Here is a 21,149-nt window from a genome sequence, read left to right as displayed (position 1 = left end):
TTATGGCAACTACAACTACTCTGCCAGCAGCAGATTATAATCACAACGATCATCATGATCATGGGCATAAGGAAACATTTATAACAAAATATGTTTTCACTCAAGATCATAAAATGATAGCCAAGCAATTCCTGATCACAGGGATTATAATGGCATTTATAGCACTTTTCTTATCAATCCTTTTCCGTTTGCAATTGGCTTGGCCTGAGAAAGATTTCCCTATTCTGGAGGTTTTCTTAGGTAAATGGGCTGAAGGCGGGCGTATTAAGCCAGAATTCTTCCTGGCCTTGGTTACAATCCATGGTACAATCATGGTGTTCTTTGTACTAACGGCAGGTTTGAGTGGAACTTTCAGTAATCTCTTAATTCCTTTGCAAATTGGTGCTCGTGATATGGCTGCTCCATTTATGAACATGCTATCTTACTGGTTTTTCTTTGTTGCTTGTGTAGTTATGCTAGCCTCTTTCTTTGTTGAAAGTGGTCCTGCTTCAGCTGGTTGGACAATATACCCTCCACTATCGGCTCTTCCTACTGCTATTAGTGGATCTGGAACAGGTATGACATTGTGGTTAATTAGTATTGGAATATTTATAGCATCTCAGGTAATGGGAGGTATTAACTACATCAGTACAATTCTTAATATGCGTACTAAAGGAATGAGCTTGTGGAGAATGCCATTAACAATATGGGCTTTATTATTCACCGCTATTTTAGGTTTATTATCATTCCCGGTTCTTGTATCTGCTGTTGTATTGCTTTTCTTTGACCGCAGTATGGGTACCAGCTTTTATTTATCAGATATAATTGTTCAAGGTCAGATACTAGCTCATGAGGGAGGAAGTCCTATCTTATTTGAACACTTATTTTGGTTCTTAGGTCACCCGGAAGTATATATTGTAATATTACCTTCTTTTGGTATCGTATCTGAAGTTATCTCTATAAACTCAAGAAAGCCAATTTTTGGATATCATGCGATGGTTTATTCTTTGCTTGGTATTTCAGTCCTTTCCTTCTTGGTTTGGGGTCACCATATGTTTGTTACAGGGATGAGTCCTTTCTTAGGAGGGGTGTTTATGATAACGACTTTGATTATTGCGGTTCCTTCTGCTGTGAAAGTATTTAATTACATAGCAACCATATGGCGAGGAAATATTCGATTTACACCAGCAATGGTTTTCTCAATCGGTATGGTTTCCTTCTTTATATCTGGAGGTATAACTGGTTTGTTCGTAGGTAATGCTGCAATTGATATCCAGGTTCATGATACTTACTTTATTGTAGCCCACTTCCATTTAGTCATGGGTTCTGCTGCTATTTTTGGTATGCTTGCAGGGGTTTACCACTGGTATCCTAAAATGTTTGGTAGAATGATGAATAATCGCTTAGGTTATTTACATTTCTGGATAACTTTTGTCGGAGCTTACTTCGTATTTATTCCTATGCACTTTATGGGAATAGACGGTGTTCCTCGTAGATACTATGCATTTACTTCTTTTGAATTTATGGAGAAATGGCTTTCTGTAAACGTGTTTATTACCTGGTCAGCTATCATAGCAGGGTTAGCACAAGTTGCATTTGCCTGGAATTTCTTTCATTCAATGAAGCACGGAAAGTTAGCTACACAAAATCCTTGGGGTGCGAATACATTAGAATGGACTACTCCTATAGAGCGTATCCATGGTAACTGGCCTGGAGAGCTTCCAACAGTTCATCGTTGGCCATATGATTATAGTAAGCCAGGACATTCAGAAGATTTTATACCACAAACGGTACCTTATTCAGAAACGATGAGTTCTAACTTACCACATGATTTTGAAGGAAATCCTGAAGCAGAGAAAATACAGAGAGAATGGGAAGCACAACAACTTGTAGTAGACGAAGAAAGTAAGTAATTAGGAGGAGAAGGGCATGTACTTACCAGCTGAAAAAAGATTTATAATGGTAATCAAAATTACCATTATTGTTCTTTATGTTGTGATACTTGCCGGAGGGGTTGTTCGGAGTACAGGTTCAGGAATGGGATGCCCAGATTGGCCGAAATGCTTTAATCAGATTATCCCTCCTACTGATGTTTCTCAGTTACCTCCGAATTATGAACAGCATTATATTGACGGTCGTGCAAAAAAGAATGAACGTTTCGCCAATACATTGGATAAGTTGGGTTTTTCAGAACTAGCTTTTAAAATCAGGAATGATAAAAGCATATTAGTGCATGAAGATTTTAATGCAGCTAAAACCTGGACAGAATATATTAATCGTTTGTCGGGAGCTACATTAGGATTATTGATGATATTATGCTTAATCTTTTCAACCGCATTTTGGCGTTTTAAGAAGCGAATCTTTTTTTTAAGCCTGTTTAATCTTTTTCTTGTTGGGTTTCAGGGTTGGTTGGGATCTATAGTTGTTTCAACAAATTTAACACCATGGGTCATAACCGTTCATATGCTTTTGGCCTTGGTTATATTAGGTATTGCAATTTATACTTACTTCCAGGCGAGAATCTCGAGGGATAAAAGTATGTTATCAAATCAAGAATTTATATGGGTAAAAGTATTAGCCATAGTAGTTCTTGCTTTAACCCTTGTCCAGGTTGTTATTGGTACAGATATCCGTGAAAGTATTGATGAGATATCAGCGAGCTTTAATGGGGGACAACGAGAATTATGGGTATCGAAGCTGGGAGATAGTTTTATCTGGCATAGAGAATTAGCTCTTGCTGCCTTTATTCTCAATGGTGTTTTGTTCTTTATTATTCGTTCTCGTTTTGCAAGAAATGGCAGTCAGAGCTACATGGTTAACGTCATGATGATCTTAATGTTAGTTCAGATCATAAGTGGTTTAATCTTGGCATATTTTAATATGCCTGCCTATATGCAAACTGTTCATTTGGTAGTAGGAACTTTAGTTTTTGGAGTTCAGTATTATCTTATATTATTATTAAGTAAAACCAGCCAGTATATCGGGCTTTAAAATAAAGAGTGAAAGATTTTATAGATGATTTTAAAAAGCTGGTAAAGCTGAGACTGACACTTACGGTAGTGTTTTCTGCTTCAATTGCTTTTTTAATTGGGAGTCGTGTACAAGGAGATATCAATTGGATTAATTGGGCGATCCTAACAGTTAGTGGATTTCTGGTTACAGGATCAGCAAATGGTTTTAATGAAATATTAGAACGGGATTTGGATAAGTTAATGACCAGAACAGCCGATCGTCCCTTACCTTCAGGTAGAATGAAGACAGGACAGGCACTGATCCTTAGTTTATTTATGGGCCTTTTCGGTACTATCTTATTGTTTAAACTTAACATCCTAACTGGAGCTCTTTCTGCATTTTCTATCGTTCTATATGCTTTTATCTATACACCTGTTAAGAGAATGTCTCCAATAGCTGTTTTTGTTGGTGCTATTCCTGGAGCATTACCACCCTTAATAGGTTATTTTGCAGCTTTTGATCAACCAGTTATTTCCTGGATACCTATTATATTATTTACTATTCAATTTGTATGGCAATTTCCGCATTTTTGGGCGATTGCATGGGTATTGGATGAAGATTATAAGAAAGCCGGATTTAGATTATTACCTACTACAAAACGTGATAAGATAAGTGCTTTTATGGTTTTGTTTTCAACGCTTCTTTTAATTCCAGTAGGTTTATTGCCTACCTTTATGGGATTTGGAGGCTACATTGTTGCCGTCGTTTCCATAGTGGCAACTTTATTATTTATTTGGTATTCATGGCAATTATTTATAAAATTGGATATTGCCTCGGCAAGGAAAGTTATGTTTACATCATTTTTCTATTTGCCGCTCATTCAATTAACATTATTATTTGATTTTATTTCATAATGAATACTCATCCTGAAAATAACATAGAAGATCCAGCTAGAGCGAGTGCTTTTAAAGCAAAGCGATTTGCATTATGGCTGTTTATTATTGCTTCTTTTATGATTTTTGCCTCTCTAAGCAGTGGATTTATTGTTTACACTGCAGGAGGGATTGATAAAGGAATTAAAATAATTCTGCCTAAAGCTTTTATTACAAGCACCGTAGTTATTATAGCAAGTAGTATTACAGTACATATGGCCCTTCTGGCTACCCGTAAAGGAGAGTCGATGAAAAGAAAGATATTATTGGCTCTTTCTGTTTTATTAGGATTGGGCTTTTTTGCTTCGCAATTTCATGCTTGGCAAGTACTAGTAGAGCAAGGAGCTTTCTTTATTAATAACAATGCATCTCAATCTTTTATCTATGTTTTCACCGGCTTCCATTTAGTTCATATTTTTGCTGGTATTATTGTATTGCTATTTGCATTTTTTAGACCTTTGAATAAGTATTCTCTAAGCCAAAATGTGTACAATATGGAACTTAGTGCCATGTTTTGGCATTTTCTAGATATTTTGTGGATATATATATATGTTTTCTTACTTTTGAATCAATAAACTTTTATAATGAACGCAACCATTTCAAAATTAGATGAAGTAAAGACTGGCAATTGGTCAGGTGGAACCTCGCCATTCAAGATTGAATACGGGAAAATCATGATGTGGCTTTTCCTGCTGTCAGATGCCTTTACTTTTACTGCTTTTTTAGTAGCTTATGGCGCACAGCGCATGTTTATCCAAGATACATGGCCTAACCCTGATCATGTTTTTCAATCAATCCCTTTTATTACTGATACAGGTGCACCACTTGTATACGTTGGGATTATGACTTTTATCTTGATCATGAGTTCTGTTACCATGGTGTTGGCAGTAGAAGCAGGTCATCGTAATTCTAAAAAAGAGGTTGTAACCTGGATGATTCTTACCATCTTAGGAGGTATGACGTTCTTAGGCTGTCAGGCTTTAGAATGGTCACATCTAAGCCATGAAGGTTTTTGGTTTGGCGCTATTCCTGATTCATACCTTGGAGCTCAACAAATGGGCGCTACCCAATTCTCAAGCTACTTTTTTGCTATTACAGGATTCCATGGTTTTCACGTTACCGTAGGTATCACTGTAAACATCATCATTTTATTAATGACTCTATCAAATGTTTTTGAAAGACGAGGAACTTATTTGATGATAGAGAAAGTAGGTCTTTACTGGCACTTTGTGGATCTGGTATGGGTGTTTGTATTTACATTTTTCTATTTGGTTTAATTTTATAAAAGATAATTTTATGACAACAGACGAACAAATCGAAGCGCATCGGTATGCACATGCGGAAGCCGATATGACTAAAAGTAAGATATGGAAAGTTTTCTTTTACTTATTAGGACTAACAGCAATCGAGTTTATTATAGCACTGGGTTTTGTAGAAACAGGATTAATTGAAAAGGGAATTACAGTAATTGTAGTATATATTCTTTTGACTCTTGTAAAAGCATTTTATATTGTAGCTTACTTTATGCACCTTAAGTTTGAAACAAAAGGATTTAAGGTGATGCTCGCTATACCATTAATATTGCTTATTTATATGATCATATTGGTCTTCATTGAAGGTCATTATGTGGGCATGTTCCTTTACAAATAAAGCATTGAGACTTTCAAATGAAAGGAAATTGAATGGCTGAAAAGAATAAAAAATATTCTTTAGGAAAAATAATAACCCTGGTAATAATTTTATTAATACCAGGGTTATTGCATTTATATTTAAGGCAGACTGGAGAGAATATATATAAAACTCTTCCCTATTTGGGGAAGGAAGAGATAGGTAGTATAACCAAGGTACAACCTTTTCAGCTGGTTAATCAAGATGGAGAATCTGTAAATTTTCCTGAAAGAGCATCTCTTACAGTAGTAAATTTTATGCATACTGATTGTGAGGCTTTTGGCAACATGATGGAGTTGGCTATGGATAAGGTCGCCAAAAAGTTTGGTAAGCACCCAATGGTTAATCTATATAGTATTTCGTTAGATTCTACCGATACACCTGAGGTATTGAAAGCTCATTCTGATAAGTATCATCTCGGAGAGACGAATTGGCAATTTCTAACAGGTAATGAAAAAGAAACATCCAGAATTGCAAGAGAGGAATTTATGCTGGATGGTTTTCGCGATACACTTAATAATGAGGGAATAATTCATAGTCCATACATTGTTTTATTAGATACGAAGCAGCAGATCAGAGGGTATTATGAGTTTTATACAGAGGATGAAGTAGATAGGCTTGTTGGAGAAATGATTTTGTTAATTACGGAGGAAAGGCAAAAAAGGAATGAATGATAAATTGATATTTAGGATTGTATGGACGATTTCTGCGATCGTTCTGTTGGTGATTATCTTATTACAGGCTCATCTTGTGAATTTATTTCCCAATCATGATGTTCTTCCTAAGTGGGTACAATTCCTGCCAACTTTAAATGCGTCAATAAACGGTACGTGTACCGTTTTATTATTGATCTCTTATTATTTTATCCGTCAGGGAAAAATTAAAATACATAAGGCTTTAAATATTACAGCATTTATATTATCATCGATATTCTTGGTTTCTTATCTGATTTTCCATTCTGCAGGTTTAGAGACAAAATTTGGTGGACAGGGAACAATCAGATATGTGTACTTCTTTATTTTAATAACTCATATCATTTTAGCAGCTGTGGTTTTGCCATTGATTTTGTTAAGTTTTTACCATGGAATGAAGATGCATGTAGAAAAACATCGTAAATTAGTGCGGTGGAGTTTTCCTATTTGGTTGTATGTTACGATCACCGGAGTTATTGTGTATTTAATGATATCACCTTATTATTCATTTAATTAATGAAAACGTTTAAGAAATTTAATATGAAGTCATTATTGGTTAGGATATTTGTTATTGGTGCTTTGGCGATTGTTTTTCTAGGTGCTCCCATTAAAGAAGCAAACGCACAATGTGCAATGTGTTCATTAACAGCTATGAACTCTGTTGAGAATGGTAATACGCAAGGTAAAACACTAAACAAGGGCATCCTTTTTCTTCTTAGTTGTCCTTTCCTTGCGGTTGGACTAGTGGGTTTTGTCTGGTATAAAAGATATCAAGATCCAAAGGAATCACAGGATCAAAATCCAGTGCTTTAGATATTCATTCTACAATGGGAGTTTCACATTCAGGGAAACTGAGCGCCATGCTTGCATGCAAATGCCCACGTTGCCGGGTAGGTAAGATTTTTTATGGAAGCCCTTACTCTCTAAAACGACAACGAACCAATCAAGTATGCTCTCATTGTGGCTTATACTTTGAGATTGAGCCTGGATATTTTTATATATCAATGTATATAAGTTATGCGTTTTCAGTTATTGAACTATTAATTGCAGCGTTTATCGTATATTTTTTGATAAGAAGTGAGTCTCCCTGGTTCTATTGCGTTGTATTAATACCTTTAATTGTGTTATTATCACCTATTAATTATCGGTATTCCCGGGTTGTTTTGTTGCACCTTTTTTCGCCAACTATTCGTTACGACCCTAAATACAGAATCAATAGTTAATACATAGCAAGATATTCCATTCTACTTTCGAAAAGATAGATTTTATTTAACCACACATCTTTACTTTTCTCATGTAAAAGAATAAGATGGTTTTGTTGAAGCAAAGTTACCTCCTTATTGCTGTTGGCGATAATTTGTATACAGAATGTTTCTCCCTCATTTGGTGAGTCAATAACTTTTAAAAGAGATTGAGACTTAAATAATCCAGCCTTTGCTAAACTTGGTAAGAACACATGGATGGTCCATTCTCTAAATTCATCTTTAATATCATTATCAGCAATAACCGTTATATTGTAAAGGATCATAATTGCGAAGGTAGGGCTTTTCTCTCATTAATATTTAAAGCTGTATTTTAAATGTTACTAATATCCGTTTTTTATAACACTGAATTTTTCTTAATTTCACTTACTGTTGATTTTGAGTCTATTAATTTAAAATACCCGTTAAGTATAGGTTTATTGGGGAGGAATGCATGAGAAGAAGCATACTATTCTTTTATCTTATTGGATTGTCAGTCTGTCTGTTTTCTTGTCAAGGAAAAAAAGACCGGCTTCCTGCTGAATTATTTTTTCACACCACGAAGAAAGATAATTTCAAGATATCGCCTAATGGAAAATATATTTCATTTCTTGAAAATTATAAAGGGCAAAAGAACATCTTTGTTATAGACCTGACCGATACCAGTACCCATCGTATTACAGCATTTGATGAGCAAGGTGTTCAATCTGTTCTTTGGGTCAATAATGATGAACTGGTCTTTCTAATGGATCAAGATTCAGGAGACAGCTCGAAATTAATGGCCGTGAATCGTGAAGATCGTACACTTCGGCCAATATTGACTTCTTCAGCAAGAATGCACTGGATAGAACCTAAACAGGTAATCAATAACGAAGTCTTAGTCTCTTTGAATGATCGAGATTCTTTGTCGTTCGATGCTTATAGATTAAACCTTCTAACTGGCCAGAAGCATTTAATTGCCCAAAATCCAGGCAATGTGGGGATGTGGATACCTGACTGTTCCGGAAAACTTAGATTAGCAGTAGTTTCTGATGGGCGTACAGAGATTATTATGGCCCGCGATAATGAAGAAGCTGGTTTTCATCCAATAATCAAGAGTAGTTATAGAGCTAATGTACAGCCTTTAGGCTTTACTTCTAATGACAGAAACCGGATCTATGCATTGTCGGATCTCATGAGAGATAAGTTAGCACTCGTAGAAATTGATCTAAACACCGGTAATGAAACAAAGGTCATGTATGAGCATCCGGAAGTCGATTTAAATGCAGCCGATTATTTTTTTCAGGAAGGGGATATGGGTTTTATAGAGTTTGATACTCTGCGTCCGGGGCGACATTTCTTCGACGAAGAACTAAAAGATGTATTCTTAAAGATCAACAATCACATCCCTGATTATTTATTGAAATTAATTGCGAGAGACAGCACTTCCTCAGGCTTTATAGTTCATGCTTCTTTAGATATAGATGCAGGAGCTACATATTATTATAATTATAAAGAAGATAAGCTACTAAAGCTATCCGATGATAATCCACAGTTGAAGCCGAGCGATTTGGCGCCTATGAAACCCATTACCTTCTACACGCGTGATGGCGTTAAGCTGTCTGGTTATTTAACAGTCCCTAGAAATGCAACTGGTAAGATGCCTGCTATTGTTATTCCCCCAATTGGAGTTAACTCTCGGGCCATATGGGGATATAATCCTGAAATCCAATTCCTGGCATCGCGTGGATATGCGATTTTGCAAGTAAATACCCGTGGAATCAAAGGATTTGGAAAGAAACAGTGGTTTAAGGGCTTCAGAAATTGGGGCACAGTTATACAGGATGATATAACAGATGCCACTACCTGGCTTATACGAGAAGGCATTGCAGATTCTACAAAGATCGGAATTTATGGCTTTAGTCTGGGAGGATATTCAGCTCTTCATAGTTCTTGTTATAAACCTAATTTATATGCTTGTGCTGCGTCCTATTCAGGTATTACGAACCTGTTTACCTATTCCCAGGAAGACCCACTTAATTATAAACCCTATAGACAAATGGCTCATGAAATGATAGGAGACCCGATGAAAGATAGTGAGTATTTCAGAAAAAATTCTCCTATATTTCATACGGATAAAATAAAACATCCTGTCTTTATAATTCAAGGAAGCAGAGATACGCGAAGTAATGTGAATGAAACCAATCAATTTGTCAAAGATCTTCGTAATAAAGGGATACCGGTTACCTACATACTTAATGAAGAAGAAGGTCATCAATTCGAAAATGAAAAGAATAAGATTTCTTTATACAAAGAACTCGCAGCTTTCTTTGATAAGTATCTTCAATAGGCAGCTTTATGCATTGGTAACCGTTATGAAACGCCTGAAATTTGTTATAAACAAGAATTTATTGTTAATCATTGCTTTTTTAGTTTTGATTACCGCATTCTATATTATTGCCTTAATTCTTGGATATAGTTTTACCAGAAACTTTATTGATAATGACTTTAATACGAAGAAAATCGAAGTCTTCGATCAAAGTCTATCTGCTTATAATGATTTTTTTCAGAATAGAATAAGTGAAGTGTCTTACTACCAGGGATATCTGGATTCCTTAAGTGGTAAGAAATATGCTGATTCTATCATGGAAAACTATCCCATCGTTAAAAAAATACTCTTTTCAGATACACAAATAAGCAACCGTCCTTTAAGTTATGGATTCGCGGTCCATGGTTTATTTATTTCGCCCAAGGCTATATATCAGTTTGATGGCAAGGCTAATCCAGATTCTATATTGCTTTATAAGGCTAATACAGGTTCTGCATTATCTTTAAATAATGTTGGTGAGTTCAATAACATGGCAGTAAGGTTTGCTTCTTTTATTGAAGCTACTGATTCTTCAAAGATTTTGAACATTAGCGATATCTTTAATACTTTTTATTGGGTTAACTCTGCTAAGATCTCTTATATGACCATACCTCGGAGAGATGAGATAAAAACCTTTAAAAATTTTATGCAGAAAGAGGGCGTTGATAGTTCTGTTTATGAGTTTGATATTTTAACCTTCTTTTTAGATCCTGCTTACCTGGAGATTAAAAATGTACATCCAGAATTATACGAGAGTGTTTCTATAAAACCATTGTTCTATGAGTCATTTGAGTCAGATCCCTCAGTAATTACTACACAAATGCCATTATCAGGAGCATTGTCTGATTATAAGTTATACTTCCAATCTTCTCGTCTCTTTCTGAACAAAGAAGTAAGCAGCTTTTTTTTACCAATTGCTTCAACCATCTCCATTGTGTACCTGTTTTTATTACTTATAGCTTATTTGATTTACAGAAACCTAAAAATTAATTTCCGTATGTTTAAGCTTCAGTATGATTTTGTTAATAATCTGTCGCATGAATTTAAAACACCGGTAAGCGTTATAAAGATAGCGGGTAGTAATATTAGAAGTGCTACAAAACTTTCAGATGTTGAGAGAAATTATTATGGTAAGATCTTAGATGAAGAAGCAGATAAGCTGAACAACCTTTTAAATACTTTATTATCATTTACACAAATTGAGAATAAAGTATTTAGATTGAAAAAACAGCCTATTGATGTAGAAGACTTTTGTCAGAACATGGTTAATACCTACCGGGTTAAAAACCCTGATTTTGACATTCATTATGATATTTCAAAAGTCAGCACGTTAAATACAGACATTACCTTATTAACGAGCGTATTTCACAACATAATAGATAATGCTTATAAATATTCATTTCCAGAGAATAAATATTTAAGGATCAGTATCTATAAACAAAAGAAAGAAATCTTTTTTAAATTTGAAGATAAAGGTATCGGGATTGCTAAAGAGGATCAGGCAAATATCTTTAAGAAATTTTATCGGATCCAATCCCAGTTTAATCAACAAGGAAGTATAGGCCTTGGTTTAGCCTTTTGTAAAGAAGTTATTAACTTAATGAATGGTGATATAACAGTGGAGAGTAAAAAAGGAAAAGGCTCAACGTTTAAAATTACGTTACCTTTAGATATCAATGAATAGAATAACCAAATAAATATACTATGCCAAACAATATTAAAATTGCAGTTATTGAAGATGATGAGAATCTTCGATTTTTGGTTGTTCATCGCTTAGAGTCTGAACAATTTCAAGTCATTCAGGCCGCCAATGGAATTGATGGAGAGGAGTTGATTTTGCGCGAGAAGCCAGATATTGTATTGCTGGATTGGATGTTGCCAGGTAAATCTGGTTCGGAAGTGTGTGAAAATGTACGTCAGAATGGTTTTAACAATTTAGTGATTATGATGACTGCCAAATCACAAGATGTTGATAAGATTGATGCTTATAGTTTTGGAGTATCAGATTATATTACAAAGCCATTTAATATGGATGTATTGGTAGCGATGGTAGAAAACAAAGTAAAATATTTTGTTTCGCAACCTGTAGAGAACCTGTCTTTTGGTAATACAGAGCATCACCCTTCTATCCATACATTGATTCGTGATGGTAAAAGGATTGAATTAACAATTTTAGAAAATCGAATCCTATTGTATTTCCTGCAAAATATTGGACGTGTTATCGGCAGAGATGAATTGATGGAAGTAGTTTGGGGATACAGCTCAAATTTGAATACCAGAACACTGGATATGCATATTGTGCGTTTAAGAAAAAAGATAGAACAAAACCCTGATAAACCTTGTTATTTGATAACCGTTAGAGGAATGGGTTATAAGTTCGTTGATGATGAGTAATTTTTTTACTTTCTTTAAATAGTTTTTTATCTTTGTATAACACGGCAAGACCATACGCTATTTAGCGCATATATGGTCTTGCCGCTTTTTTGTATGAATTCTAATTAAAATAAATATGGCAGAAATAACTTATTACACTGCAGAGGGACTTGAGAAGTTGAAACAGGAATTACATCAGTTAAAGACTGTAGGAAGAGCTGCAATTGCTAAGGCTATTGCCGAAGCACGCGATAAAGGGGATTTGTCAGAAAATGCCGAATATGACGCTGCGAAAGATGCTCAAGGGCATCATGAAAGTAGAATAGCGAAACTTAGCGAAGTATTAGCAAATGCAAGATTAATTGATGAGTCTAAGTTAGATGCATCAAAAGTCTTAGCCCTATCTATTGTGAAATTGAAGAACCTGAAGAATGGGATGCTAATGACCTATCAATTGGTTTCAGAGACTGAAGCAGACCTGAAGGCAGGGAAGATTTCAGTAAAGTCGCCTATTGCGCAAGGCTTATTGGGTAAGTCAGTTGGAGATAAAACCCAGATAGAAGTTCCGGCGGGTACGATCGAATTAGAGATATTAGAAATATCCAGATAAGGCAATAAAATTAAATTTATAATAATTAATATTAAAAGCGGCTTCCTTAACGAGCCGCTTTTTTGTATTTTCGAAGAAAAATAAAGCTATGGAAACTATTTTCTCTAAGATCATATCAGGAGATATTCCTGTTAATAAAGTAGCAGAAACGAATGAATTTTTGGCATTCATGGATATTAATCCACTGGCTCATGGCCATGTATTAGTAATACCTAAAAATCCAGTCGATTATATATTTGATATGGAAGATAACGAGTATATTGGTTTATGGATGTTTGCCAAAATAATATCAAAAGGAATTAAAGATGCATTCCCTTGTGAGAAAATTGGTGTTGCTGTGGTAGGCCTTGAAGTTGCTCATACACATATTCACCTAATCCCTATTAATCATGTTTCTGATATGGATTTTAGTCGGGAAAAATTAAAACTAAGCGAAGATGAACTTTCAGAAGATTCGTTAAAGATCAGGCAGGCACTTAATAAGAAACTGGAAAGTTAACTTATCCTGTCTTTGTTGTTCTTAGCAAAAGCCGACCAGCCCGAATAGCTTTGTAAGTTACTATCTCCTTTCGCATTTTGGAAAGAATGACAAACCGCTACAGCTAAACCGTCTGTTGCATCAAGAAACTGAGGACTTTCATCAAATTTCAATAAGGTTTTTAACATAGCAGAAACTTGTTCTTTACCCGCATTTCCGTTCCCTGTTACAGATTGCTTTATTTTACGAGGAGCATATTCAAAGATGGGAATATTTAAGGCTAAGCCAGCTGCCATAGCTACTCCTTGAGCCCTGCCAAGCTTTAACATAGATTGTATATTTTTGCCAAAGAAAGGAGCTTCCAGAGCAATACAATCAGGTTGGTAGGCGTTAATAATTTCCGTAGTCTTAATAAAGATAGATTGAAGTTTTAAAGCATGATTACTGAGATGACCGAGTTTAATAATACCGAGAGTGATAAGGCTTATTTCATTGCCACTTTCCTTTATTAATCCATAACCCATGATCGAAGTGCCGGGATCTATGCCCAAGATTATACGCTCAGTTTTGCTTTTTAACTTCATTTTACAATATTACGTTAAATCCAGAGATTTTTGTATTTCTTTGATAGTTCTAAAGAGGCCTGTATAGACCGATGGTATAATTTGAATTAAAAAATAAATTTTTGAATACACAATTGAAAAGAGCGATCGGCTATATCTTAAAGATAAGCATTTTTATTCTTGTCATCTGGTATTGTTATAAACTCCTGACTAACAATAATGCTATCAGGGATTTCTATCAGTTAATTCTTGAAATTAACCCCCTACAGATTTATCTTACTCTTTTAGTAATCTTCGTGTTAATGCTGATAAACTGGTTCATAGAAGCACTCAAATGGAGGTTTTTATGCAGTCAGTTTCAGCCTATCGGGTTAAGAAAAGCAATAGAATCTGTATTCTGCGGATTGTCCTGGGCGGTTTTTACACCAAACCGGATAGGAGAATATGGTGGGCGTGTACTTTTCCTTGAGTCAAGAAAAAGGGTATTTGGAGTAATCGGTATGTTGGTAGGAGCTATATCACAAATGGTGATCACCAATGTTTTCGGAACGATTGCAGTATGCTGGTTCATAGGAAAATACCTGAACGTAAGTTCCATGTTTTATACGGTGATTTGCCTGGCTGGTGTCATTTACATAAGTTTCTTTCTATTGCTATGTTTTAATATCAAGTTAATCAATACCTGGTTATCGAAAATAAGGTTTTTAAAAAAATACAAGCGTTTCCTCGACTTATTACTTCGTTATAAGAAAAAAGACATCCAGCGTGTATTTATTTACTCAATATCGCGTTATGTTATATTTACTTCACAATACTGTATATTAATGCAAGTTATCATCCCGGACATGCCGGTTCTGGAAATGATTCCAATGATATTTATCTTATTCTTTGTGCAGTCTGCTTTACCTTCCTTAGATTTGCTGGATGTTGGAGTAAGAAGCGTTACAGCAAGTTACTTTTTTGGATTTATTACTCCACATATCGTTGCAGTAATGGCAATTACTGCCTGTGTGTGGTTTGTTAACTTAATAATTCCAGCAATTATTGGATCCGTTTTCGTATTTAAAATCAACTTCTTTGGTACCAGAAATAATTAACTACATTACATTAGCGCTAACCGTATTTTATGGATCTGTTATCGTGTATTTAATAAGAGGGTGGTATCTGTTGAATACCTCTATTCCGAAAAATACGCCACATACAACGGTCAGTGTATTAATAGCAGCAAGAAATGAAGAAAAGAATATCGGACTTACTATACAGGATATATTAAACCAAAAATTCCCGGCTCATTTACTTGAGGTTATCGTCGTGGACGATCATTCTACTGATAATACGGCCGAAATTATTCGTTCTTTTTCAAATCAGGGAGTCCGGCTCATTCAACTGAATGAGAAAGAACCTTTAAACTCATATAAGAAGAAGGCAATTTCTGAAGCCATCAATTATGCATCGGGCGAGTTGATTGTAGCAACAGATGCTGATTGCCGTATGCAGCCAATGTGGCTTAATAGCATGGTTTCGATGTATGAGCAAGAAGATCTGCTTTTTATTTCCGGCCCTGTTATGTATCACAATGAAAAGAATTTATTTGAAAGGCTCCAAACTCTCGAGTTTCTTTACCTTATAGGCCTGGGCGCTGCCGCAATCGGAAATAGGAAAGCCTCAACCTGTAATGGAGCAAACCTTGCTTACAAAAAGGATGTATTCGTGGAGTTGGGTGGATTTAAAGGAATAGACGAGTTAGCTTCAGGCGATGATGAGTTGTTTTTGCATAAAGTAGCTGGAAGATACCCTAATCGAGTAGGGTTCTGTAAAAATCAAGATGCAATCGTTTATACGGAAGCCAAAGAGAGTTTATCATCTTTTTTAAGTCAGCGGAAACGCTGGGCATCAAAAAGCACAAAGTATAAAAATAAGCCGATAGTAATTTTTGGAGTATGTATCTGGCTCTTTAATGTATTTCTGGTTATAAGTGTCGTAAGTGCGCTGTTTAATCCAAGCGTATGGAGGGTTGTTTATTATTGCCTTTCGTTTAAGCTCTTTATGGAATTAGTATTCCTACTACCTATATCTCGCTTCGCTAAACGATCAACTTATTTAATATTCCTGCCTTTCCTCTCCCTATTGCATATAATTTACCTTATATTCATTGGTATTGCAGGCAATAGCGGTAAGTATTTGTGGAAAGGAAGGATGGTTCGTTAAAGCCTTAAGAGTTCAACGATTGAATGTGATTGCGAATAGCATCTTCAGCTTCTTTAATAACATCCTCTATAGATGCATCTTGTGGCTCAATAGGCCTTAAGACCGTCCAGCTCATATTAATAAAGGTATTAAGAGGATAAGTGCCATATTGAACCATCTTCCAGGAATTGTTGATAGCAACCGGTACCACCAGTACGTTCGGAACCTTTTTAATAATAGTTGCTACGCCACCAGCCGAGAAGGGTTTTAGATTTCCTGTTTTAGCACGTGTTCCTTCCGGGAAGATTACAGCAGACCAATTATTTGCTTTCATTCGTTGGGCTAATTTAAGAATCTCAGCAATTGCCTGCTTGCTATCCTTTCTGTCTATATTCGCGCCTCCGCCATGTTTCAAATTAAAAGAGATGCTCGGGATACCCTTGGTTAGTTCAATTTTTGAGATAAACTTTGCATGATACTTCCTTAAAAAATAAATTAAAGGAGGTATATCATACATGCTTTGATGGTTGGATATAAAAAGGATAGGGCGGTCGGTAGGTAAATCAAACCGCCGGGTAAAGCGCACACTATTTCCTAAAAGGTAATAGGTAGCTAAGAGACAAAGATTGAATATATCAACCGTCTTTTTATGCGCTTCATAGCCCCCTAGTTTTAAACTCAACCATTGAAGGGGATGAAATAGCAATAAGAAGAAGCCGAAAGCCAGATAATGTATCGGTGAAAGGATATATCCAAGTATTTTTCTCATCGATATGAATAATATAAAGCCAGACGAATTATATGCCGAAAGCTTTCTTTACCTGATCAACACTATCTAGTTTTTCCCAGGTAAATAGCTCTACTTCAATAGTTTTAACTTCGTTATGGATGTTCTTAAACGTTTTTGTAACCTTTTGTGGCTTTCTTCCCATATGTCCGTATGCAGCTGTCTCAGAATATATTGGATTTCTAAGGCCCAAACGAGTTTCAATACCATAAGGAGTCATATCAAACGTCGACTGAATTTTATTAGCTATCTCGCTATCCGTAAAGTTTACCTTAGAAGTACCGTATGTATTTACGTAAATTCCCATCGGATCTTTTACACCAATGGCATAAGAGATCTGAACAAGAATTTCATCTGCTATACCGGCCGCAACCAGGTTTTTAGCGATGTGACGAGTTGCGTAAGCGCCTGATCTATCTACCTTAGAAGGATCTTTTCCAGAAAAAGCACCACCTCCATGTCCGCCTTTACCACCATAGGTATCTACAATAATCTTTCTTCCTGTCAGACCAGTATCTCCATGAGGACCACCAATCACAAACTTTCCGGTTGGGTTGATATGAAATTTGATATCTTTAGTAAACAAAGCCTGTAATTCAGGTTTTAATGATTCTTTAACCCGTGGAATTAATATATTAACGATATCAGCGTTAATTTTCGCCAACATCTTAGCCTCTTCATCAAAATCATCATGCTGAGTAGATATAACGATGGTGTCTATCCTTAAAGGTTTATGATCATCATCATATTCAATGGTTACCTGCGATTTGGCATCCGGACGAAGGTAAGTTATGTCTTTGTTCTCTCTTCTTAAGGCAGCAAGCTCAATTAATAGCTTATGCGAAAGATCTAATGCTAAGGGCATATAGCTCTCTGTTTCGTTATTAGCGTAGCCAAACATGATACCTTGGTCTCCGGCACCTTGATCTTCTTTTTTAACACGATCAACACCCTGATTAATATCAGCCGATTGTTCATGAATGGCAGATAATATACCACATGAATTTGCCTCAAACATATATTCGGATTTTGTATACCCGATCTTCTTAATCACATCGCGTGTGATCTGTGGAATATCTAAATAAGTGTTGGATTTCACTTCACCAGCGAGTACAACCTGCCCGGTTGTTACAAGCGTCTCTATCGCAACCCTTGAATCAGGGTCCCATGCTAAAAAATTATCAATTAAAGCATCTGAAATCTGATCGGCTACTTTATCTGGATGACCTTCTGATACTGATTCTGATGTAAATAAATAAGGCATATGAATAACGTTTAAGAGTTTTCTTTAATAAACCATTTAAAATGTCGATTGCCTTGTAAATTAAGTGGAGAAACAAACAAAGAATGATGTTTGCTTTAGCACTTTTTTACTGTGGTTGCAATCTTGGCACCCTTTTACAGCGCAGCAAATCAATCCACATTTCTTAATTTAAGGCAAAAGTACGATAAATTTCATGAGTTAAAAGAATCTCTATTTTCTTAATAGAGTAAAGATTTTAAAAGCGTATTTCTATGACGATGTTCTTATAATTTATATTACAGCTCTCATACCATAGAAGAAGAATCATTAGGCCTCTACAAGGACCAAGTAAGGATCAAACAGGGAAAATATGACTGTTTTGCCCCTGTTTGGTCCCTGTTTGACCCCTGTTTGGTCCTTGTTCTTCTATTTTAGGAATATAGAGTGTTTTACTGTTTTGTGATGGTAGCTACTTTAATTAAATGTTAGAATTAAATTAATTTATTGTATTTAATTATCTCTTCGATTAAATGATTTAGATTTGTGATTTAAGTGGTTAGAGAGGATGAGTAAAATGAGAAAGAAGCTATTGTTTATTATTAATCCAATTTCGGGAGGAAAGAATAAGCGCAACTTTGAGCAGCAGGCTAAGCATTATCTTAACCATGAATTGTTTGATGCTCAATATCGGTTTACAGAAAGACCAAATCATGGTGCTGAATTAGCTGAAGAGGCTGTTAATGGCAATTATGATGTGGTTGTAGCTGTTGGGGGAGACGGCACGGTTAATGAAATCGCAAAAGCTTTGGTTAATACTTCGGTGGTTTTGGGAATAGTGCCCGAAGGATCGGGAAATGGTTTAGCAACGTTTCTTGAGATTCCGAGTGGAGTGAAGGAAGCAATCGCAATTCTGAATAGATTTCAGATTAAAGCGATTGATAGTGGTGTGCTGAATGGCCATTCCTTCTTTAATATGGCGGGTATCGGCTTTGATGCTGTTATCAGTAATCGTTTCGATAAAGAGAGCATTCGGGGACCTTACGGTTATATGAAGACGGTATTTTCGGAGATTACCAGTTATAAATCGCAGGTTTATGACTTTATAATTGATGGGAAAAAGTTTAAGCGGGAGGCTTTCATGATTAGCTTGGCTAATTCTTCCCAGTATGGTAATAATGCACATGTATCTCCAAAAGCTTCGGTTAGTGATGGTTTGTTAGATGTTTGTATTGTGAAGCCCTTTCCATTGTATTTATTTCCAAAAATGTTATTTCATCTCTTTAATAAGACAGCTGATAAGTCTGAATATATCGATATTATCAGAGGTAAGGAGATTTTTATAAAGCGAGCAGTTGAAGGAGATGTGCATGTTGATGGACAGCCTATATTATTAGGAAAGGATTTGGAGATAACGGTGCATCCGAAGTCATTGCAGGTTATTTATTAGAAGAATTATTAAATATATTGAGGGATGGCAAAGTCTAAGAAGAAAGTATATTCCGGCGTTATGTATTCAACAGATTCGAATTATAACTTTGTAGAGGAGAATCAAGCTGGAGAAGAAGAGACGCTTCCTCCTAAACAACAGGATTTGCGTGTTTCGTTAGATAAAAAACAACGGGCAGGAAAGGCTGTAACTTTAATCACAGGTTTTATAGGTAGCGATCAAGATCTGGAGAGTTTGGGTAAGATGTTGAAACAGAAGTGTGGAGTGGGCGGTTCGGTAAAAGATAGAATGATTTTAATTCAAGGTGATTTCAGAAAACGTATAATAGAATTGCTGCTTGCCGAGGGCTATAAGGTTAAGCAATCAGGAGGTTAGTGCATATTATTCAAGTTCAAAGTTTTATACCAATTATAATATTTCCTGTTTTATAACAAATAAATTACGGAACTGGAAATTAGATATTTAAATCTAACCAGAAGGGTTGAATAGATAACAGTTAGGTAATATTGTTGTTTCTTTATTGATTCGGGCTTTCATTTTTTTATTAAAATTATTTGCAATATTGAAAAAAAATGGTTTCTATTGTAGAATATTGTTAAAAGAAATGGCAATATTTGAATAAATTAAAACAATCATTTCGGCGTTGATGCCGCTGTTGCACGCCGGGAAAAAAGACTTAAAATTTAAAAAAAACTTTATTTGTTTTTATTTTGTAAAATCTTAAGTTTGCTTAAGCTTTTACAGAGATGGAAGAGTAAACTATTAACTAATTAACATAAATCATTAAAAACTAAAAACTAAAATTTAAAAAAAATGGCAAATGCACCAACACCAAACAAGGCAAAGAAACAAGGTAGCTCGTCAGGTTCTAACCTTTTTGCAAGTTTAGCTATCATTATTTGTTTTATTATTGGATATATTGTTTGGAAGTATATCATGGGTAATCCGTCACATTTCGAAGGCGGCGATCCAGAACTAGGACAACCATTACCGGGTGATTATTTTGGTATGGTATATAAAGCTGGTTTTGTAGTACCTGTTTTATTAGGCTTATTAACAATGACTATTGTGTTTTCTTTTGAGCGTTACTTTGTAATCAATAAAGCATCTGGAACTGGGAATGTAGATCAATTTGTAACTCGTATTCAAGGATTTCTTGCTAGTGGAAATATTGATTCAGCAATCGCTGAGTGTGATAAACAAAAAGGATCTGTTGCGAATGTAATTAAATCCGGTTTAGTAAAATACAAAGAAGCTTCAGCTGATACACGTGTTAATTCTGAGCAAGCAAGTATTGCAATTGAGAAAGAAATTGAAGAAGCTACTGCATTAGAAATGCCTATGCTTGAGAAAAACATGACTGTTATCGCTACTTTGGTATCTATTGGTACATTGACTGGTCTATTAGGAACAGTAACTGGTATGATTAAGGCGTTTGCTGCCTTGGCAACAGGTGGAGCTCCTGACCAGGCACAATTAGCAAACGGTATTTCTGAGGCCTTGATTAATACAGCAACTGGTATCTTTACCTCTACAATTGCTATTATTATGTACAATGTATTTACTTCGAAGATTGATAAACTTACTTATTCTATTGATGAGGCTGGTTATTCAATCGTTCAAACCTACGCTTCAACCCACAGTAATTAA

At 35.5% G+C, this 21,149-nt stretch carries 24 protein-coding genes; 20 read left to right on the top strand and 4 right to left on the bottom strand.

What is annotated here, in order from left to right:
• Positions 1-2: 2 nt before the first annotated feature.
• The 10 genes from C8N28_RS07170 to C8N28_RS07125 are packed head-to-tail and all read left to right on the top strand — an operon-like array spanning position 3 to position 7,446.
• Positions 3-1,892: a cytochrome c oxidase subunit I gene (locus tag C8N28_RS07170; RefSeq protein WP_132223063.1), complete on the top strand. Its 1,890-nt coding sequence runs from the start codon at positions 3-5 to the stop codon at positions 1,890-1,892.
• 46 nt (positions 1,893-1,938) lie between these two features.
• Positions 1,939-2,970, top strand: coding sequence for a COX15/CtaA family protein (locus tag C8N28_RS07165; RefSeq protein WP_246012772.1), 1,032 nt, complete (start codon positions 1,939-1,941; stop codon positions 2,968-2,970).
• A gap of 8 nt (positions 2,971-2,978) precedes the next feature.
• Complete coding sequence (cyoE, locus tag C8N28_RS07160) at positions 2,979-3,845, top strand: heme o synthase (protein WP_132223059.1); 867 nt, start codon at positions 2,979-2,981, stop codon at positions 3,843-3,845.
• Positions 3,845-4,438 (top strand): cytochrome c oxidase subunit 3, encoded by a 594-nt coding sequence (locus tag C8N28_RS07155; RefSeq protein WP_132223057.1) that lies wholly within the window; start codon positions 3,845-3,847, stop codon positions 4,436-4,438. The genes cyoE and C8N28_RS07155 overlap by 1 nt, the downstream gene beginning before the upstream one ends.
• 9 nt (positions 4,439-4,447) lie before the next feature.
• Positions 4,448-5,140, top strand: a complete 693-nt coding sequence (locus C8N28_RS07150; protein WP_132223055.1) for a cytochrome c oxidase subunit 3 — start codon at positions 4,448-4,450, stop codon at positions 5,138-5,140.
• Between the two features lie 19 nt (positions 5,141-5,159).
• A complete protein-coding gene (locus C8N28_RS07145) occupies positions 5,160-5,513 on the top strand; it encodes a cytochrome C oxidase subunit IV family protein (protein WP_132223053.1) in 354 nt (117 codons plus the stop codon).
• A 32-nt stretch (positions 5,514-5,545) separates the two neighbouring features.
• Positions 5,546-6,205 carry an SCO family protein gene (locus C8N28_RS07140; protein WP_132223050.1) on the top strand — a complete coding sequence of 220 codons (660 nt, stop codon included), beginning with the start codon at positions 5,546-5,548 and terminating at the stop codon, positions 6,203-6,205.
• Positions 6,198-6,740 (top strand): DUF420 domain-containing protein, encoded by a 543-nt coding sequence (locus tag C8N28_RS07135; protein ID WP_132223048.1) that lies wholly within the window; start codon positions 6,198-6,200, stop codon positions 6,738-6,740. The genes C8N28_RS07140 and C8N28_RS07135 overlap by 8 nt, the downstream gene beginning before the upstream one ends.
• Positions 6,740-7,036, top strand: coding sequence for a hypothetical protein (locus C8N28_RS07130; protein WP_132223046.1), 297 nt, complete (start codon positions 6,740-6,742; stop codon positions 7,034-7,036). The genes C8N28_RS07135 and C8N28_RS07130 overlap by 1 nt, the downstream gene beginning before the upstream one ends.
• 14 nt (positions 7,037-7,050) lie before the next feature.
• Positions 7,051-7,446 (top strand): DUF983 domain-containing protein, encoded by a 396-nt coding sequence (locus C8N28_RS07125; RefSeq protein ID WP_132223044.1) that lies wholly within the window; start codon positions 7,051-7,053, stop codon positions 7,444-7,446.
• Here C8N28_RS07125 and C8N28_RS07120 read toward each other — a convergent pair.
• Entirely contained in the window at positions 7,443-7,751 is a 309-nt protein-coding gene (locus tag C8N28_RS07120) for a DUF4286 family protein (protein ID WP_132223042.1), read from the bottom strand. The genes C8N28_RS07125 and C8N28_RS07120 overlap by 4 nt on opposite strands.
• Before the next feature lie 167 nt (positions 7,752-7,918).
• On the opposite strand from C8N28_RS07120, the gene C8N28_RS07115 reads away from it, so the two are divergent.
• The 5 genes from C8N28_RS07115 to C8N28_RS07095 all read left to right on the top strand — a co-directional run bounded on the left by C8N28_RS07115 (position 7,919) and on the right by C8N28_RS07095 (position 13,293).
• Entirely contained in the window at positions 7,919-9,793 is a 1,875-nt protein-coding gene (locus C8N28_RS07115) for a S9 family peptidase (RefSeq protein WP_132223040.1), read from the top strand.
• Complete coding sequence (locus C8N28_RS07110) at positions 9,729-11,495, top strand: sensor histidine kinase (protein WP_246012771.1); 1,767 nt, start codon at positions 9,729-9,731, stop codon at positions 11,493-11,495. Before C8N28_RS07115 ends, C8N28_RS07110 begins: the two co-directional genes overlap by 65 nt.
• Positions 11,496-11,515: 20 nt before the next feature.
• The gene (locus C8N28_RS07105; RefSeq protein ID WP_132223038.1) at positions 11,516-12,205 is read left to right on the top strand and encodes a response regulator transcription factor; all 690 of its coding nucleotides are present in this window, start codon (positions 11,516-11,518) and stop codon (positions 12,203-12,205) included.
• A gap of 115 nt (positions 12,206-12,320) precedes the next feature.
• On the top strand, positions 12,321-12,794 hold the full coding sequence (greA, locus tag C8N28_RS07100; protein WP_132223037.1) for a transcription elongation factor GreA: 474 nt from the start codon (positions 12,321-12,323) through the stop codon (positions 12,792-12,794).
• Positions 12,795-12,882: 88 nt separating this feature from the next.
• Positions 12,883-13,293, top strand: coding sequence for an HIT family protein (locus C8N28_RS07095; protein WP_132223036.1), 411 nt, complete (start codon positions 12,883-12,885; stop codon positions 13,291-13,293).
• Here the strand turns inward: C8N28_RS07095 and ruvC are convergent.
• Positions 13,290-13,856: a crossover junction endodeoxyribonuclease RuvC gene (gene ruvC / locus C8N28_RS07090; RefSeq protein WP_132223035.1), complete on the bottom strand. Its 567-nt coding sequence runs from the start codon at positions 13,854-13,856 to the stop codon at positions 13,290-13,292. The two genes, C8N28_RS07095 and ruvC, sit on opposite strands and share 4 nt — an antisense overlap.
• A 101-nt stretch (positions 13,857-13,957) precedes the next feature.
• Between ruvC and C8N28_RS07085 the strand changes: the two genes are divergently transcribed.
• Together C8N28_RS07085 and C8N28_RS07080 are read left to right on the top strand one after the other, a co-directional pair.
• A complete protein-coding gene (locus C8N28_RS07085; protein ID WP_165870311.1) occupies positions 13,958-14,932 on the top strand; it encodes a lysylphosphatidylglycerol synthase transmembrane domain-containing protein in 975 nt (324 codons plus the stop codon).
• Positions 14,913-16,043: a glycosyltransferase family 2 protein gene (locus tag C8N28_RS07080; RefSeq protein ID WP_132223034.1), complete on the top strand. Its 1,131-nt coding sequence runs from the start codon at positions 14,913-14,915 to the stop codon at positions 16,041-16,043. The genes C8N28_RS07085 and C8N28_RS07080 overlap by 20 nt, the downstream gene beginning before the upstream one ends.
• 4 nt (positions 16,044-16,047) lie before the next feature.
• Here C8N28_RS07080 and C8N28_RS07075 read toward each other — a convergent pair whose 3' ends face one another.
• Together C8N28_RS07075 and metK are read right to left on the bottom strand one after the other, a co-directional pair.
• The gene (locus tag C8N28_RS07075; RefSeq protein ID WP_132223033.1) at positions 16,048-16,791 is read right to left on the bottom strand and encodes a lysophospholipid acyltransferase family protein; all 744 of its coding nucleotides are present in this window, start codon (positions 16,789-16,791) and stop codon (positions 16,048-16,050) included.
• Between the two features lie 28 nt (positions 16,792-16,819).
• Positions 16,820-18,073 (bottom strand): methionine adenosyltransferase, encoded by a 1,254-nt coding sequence (metK, locus tag C8N28_RS07070; protein ID WP_132223032.1) that lies wholly within the window; start codon positions 18,071-18,073, stop codon positions 16,820-16,822.
• Positions 18,074-18,626: 553 nt separating this feature from the next.
• Here metK and C8N28_RS07065 point away from each other — a divergent pair.
• The 3 genes from C8N28_RS07065 (at position 18,627) to C8N28_RS07055 (ending at position 21,149) form a co-directional block, all read left to right on the top strand.
• Positions 18,627-19,499, top strand: coding sequence for a diacylglycerol/lipid kinase family protein (locus C8N28_RS07065; RefSeq protein ID WP_132223031.1), 873 nt, complete (start codon positions 18,627-18,629; stop codon positions 19,497-19,499).
• Positions 19,500-19,523: 24 nt separating this feature from the next.
• On the top strand, positions 19,524-19,874 hold the full coding sequence (locus C8N28_RS07060) for a translation initiation factor (protein ID WP_132223030.1): 351 nt from the start codon (positions 19,524-19,526) through the stop codon (positions 19,872-19,874).
• A gap of 438 nt (positions 19,875-20,312) precedes the next feature.
• Complete coding sequence (locus tag C8N28_RS07055; protein WP_132223029.1) at positions 20,313-21,149, top strand: MotA/TolQ/ExbB proton channel family protein; 837 nt, start codon at positions 20,313-20,315, stop codon at positions 21,147-21,149.

The sequence above is a fragment of the Albibacterium bauzanense genome (genome assembly GCF_004339765.1).
Taxonomy (GTDB): Bacteria; Bacteroidota; Bacteroidia; order Sphingobacteriales; family Sphingobacteriaceae; genus Albibacterium; species Albibacterium bauzanense.
This window is presented reverse-complemented; position numbering and strand designations above follow the sequence as displayed.

Coding starts and splice junctions, on each gene's coding strand:
- C8N28_RS07170 (WP_132223063.1), top strand. CDS start 3: ATGGCAACTACAACTACTCTGCCAGCAGCAGATTATAATCACAACGAT.
- C8N28_RS07165 (WP_246012772.1), top strand. CDS start 1,939: ATGGTAATCAAAATTACCATTATTGTTCTTTATGTTGTGATACTTGCC.
- C8N28_RS07155 (WP_132223057.1), top strand. CDS start 3,845: ATGAATACTCATCCTGAAAATAACATAGAAGATCCAGCTAGAGCGAGT.
- C8N28_RS07150 (WP_132223055.1), top strand. CDS start 4,448: ATGAACGCAACCATTTCAAAATTAGATGAAGTAAAGACTGGCAATTGG.
- C8N28_RS07145 (WP_132223053.1), top strand. CDS start 5,160: ATGACAACAGACGAACAAATCGAAGCGCATCGGTATGCACATGCGGAA.
- C8N28_RS07140 (WP_132223050.1), top strand. CDS start 5,546: ATGGCTGAAAAGAATAAAAAATATTCTTTAGGAAAAATAATAACCCTG.
- C8N28_RS07135 (WP_132223048.1), top strand. CDS start 6,198: ATGAATGATAAATTGATATTTAGGATTGTATGGACGATTTCTGCGATC.
- C8N28_RS07130 (WP_132223046.1), top strand. CDS start 6,740: ATGAAAACGTTTAAGAAATTTAATATGAAGTCATTATTGGTTAGGATA.
- C8N28_RS07125 (WP_132223044.1), top strand. CDS start 7,051: ATGGGAGTTTCACATTCAGGGAAACTGAGCGCCATGCTTGCATGCAAA.
- C8N28_RS07120 (WP_132223042.1), bottom strand. CDS start 7,751: ATGATCCTTTACAATATAACGGTTATTGCTGATAATGATATTAAAGAT.
- C8N28_RS07115 (WP_132223040.1), top strand. CDS start 7,919: ATGAGAAGAAGCATACTATTCTTTTATCTTATTGGATTGTCAGTCTGT.
- C8N28_RS07110 (WP_246012771.1), top strand. CDS start 9,729: ATGAAAAGAATAAGATTTCTTTATACAAAGAACTCGCAGCTTTCTTTG.
- C8N28_RS07105 (WP_132223038.1), top strand. CDS start 11,516: ATGCCAAACAATATTAAAATTGCAGTTATTGAAGATGATGAGAATCTT.
- greA (WP_132223037.1), top strand. CDS start 12,321: ATGGCAGAAATAACTTATTACACTGCAGAGGGACTTGAGAAGTTGAAA.
- C8N28_RS07095 (WP_132223036.1), top strand. CDS start 12,883: ATGGAAACTATTTTCTCTAAGATCATATCAGGAGATATTCCTGTTAAT.
- ruvC (WP_132223035.1), bottom strand. CDS start 13,856: ATGAAGTTAAAAAGCAAAACTGAGCGTATAATCTTGGGCATAGATCCC.
- C8N28_RS07075 (WP_132223033.1), bottom strand. CDS start 16,791: ATGAGAAAAATACTTGGATATATCCTTTCACCGATACATTATCTGGCT.
- metK (WP_132223032.1), bottom strand. CDS start 18,073: ATGCCTTATTTATTTACATCAGAATCAGTATCAGAAGGTCATCCAGAT.
- C8N28_RS07065 (WP_132223031.1), top strand. CDS start 18,627: ATGAGAAAGAAGCTATTGTTTATTATTAATCCAATTTCGGGAGGAAAG.
- C8N28_RS07060 (WP_132223030.1), top strand. CDS start 19,524: ATGGCAAAGTCTAAGAAGAAAGTATATTCCGGCGTTATGTATTCAACA.
- C8N28_RS07055 (WP_132223029.1), top strand. CDS start 20,313: ATGGCAAATGCACCAACACCAAACAAGGCAAAGAAACAAGGTAGCTCG.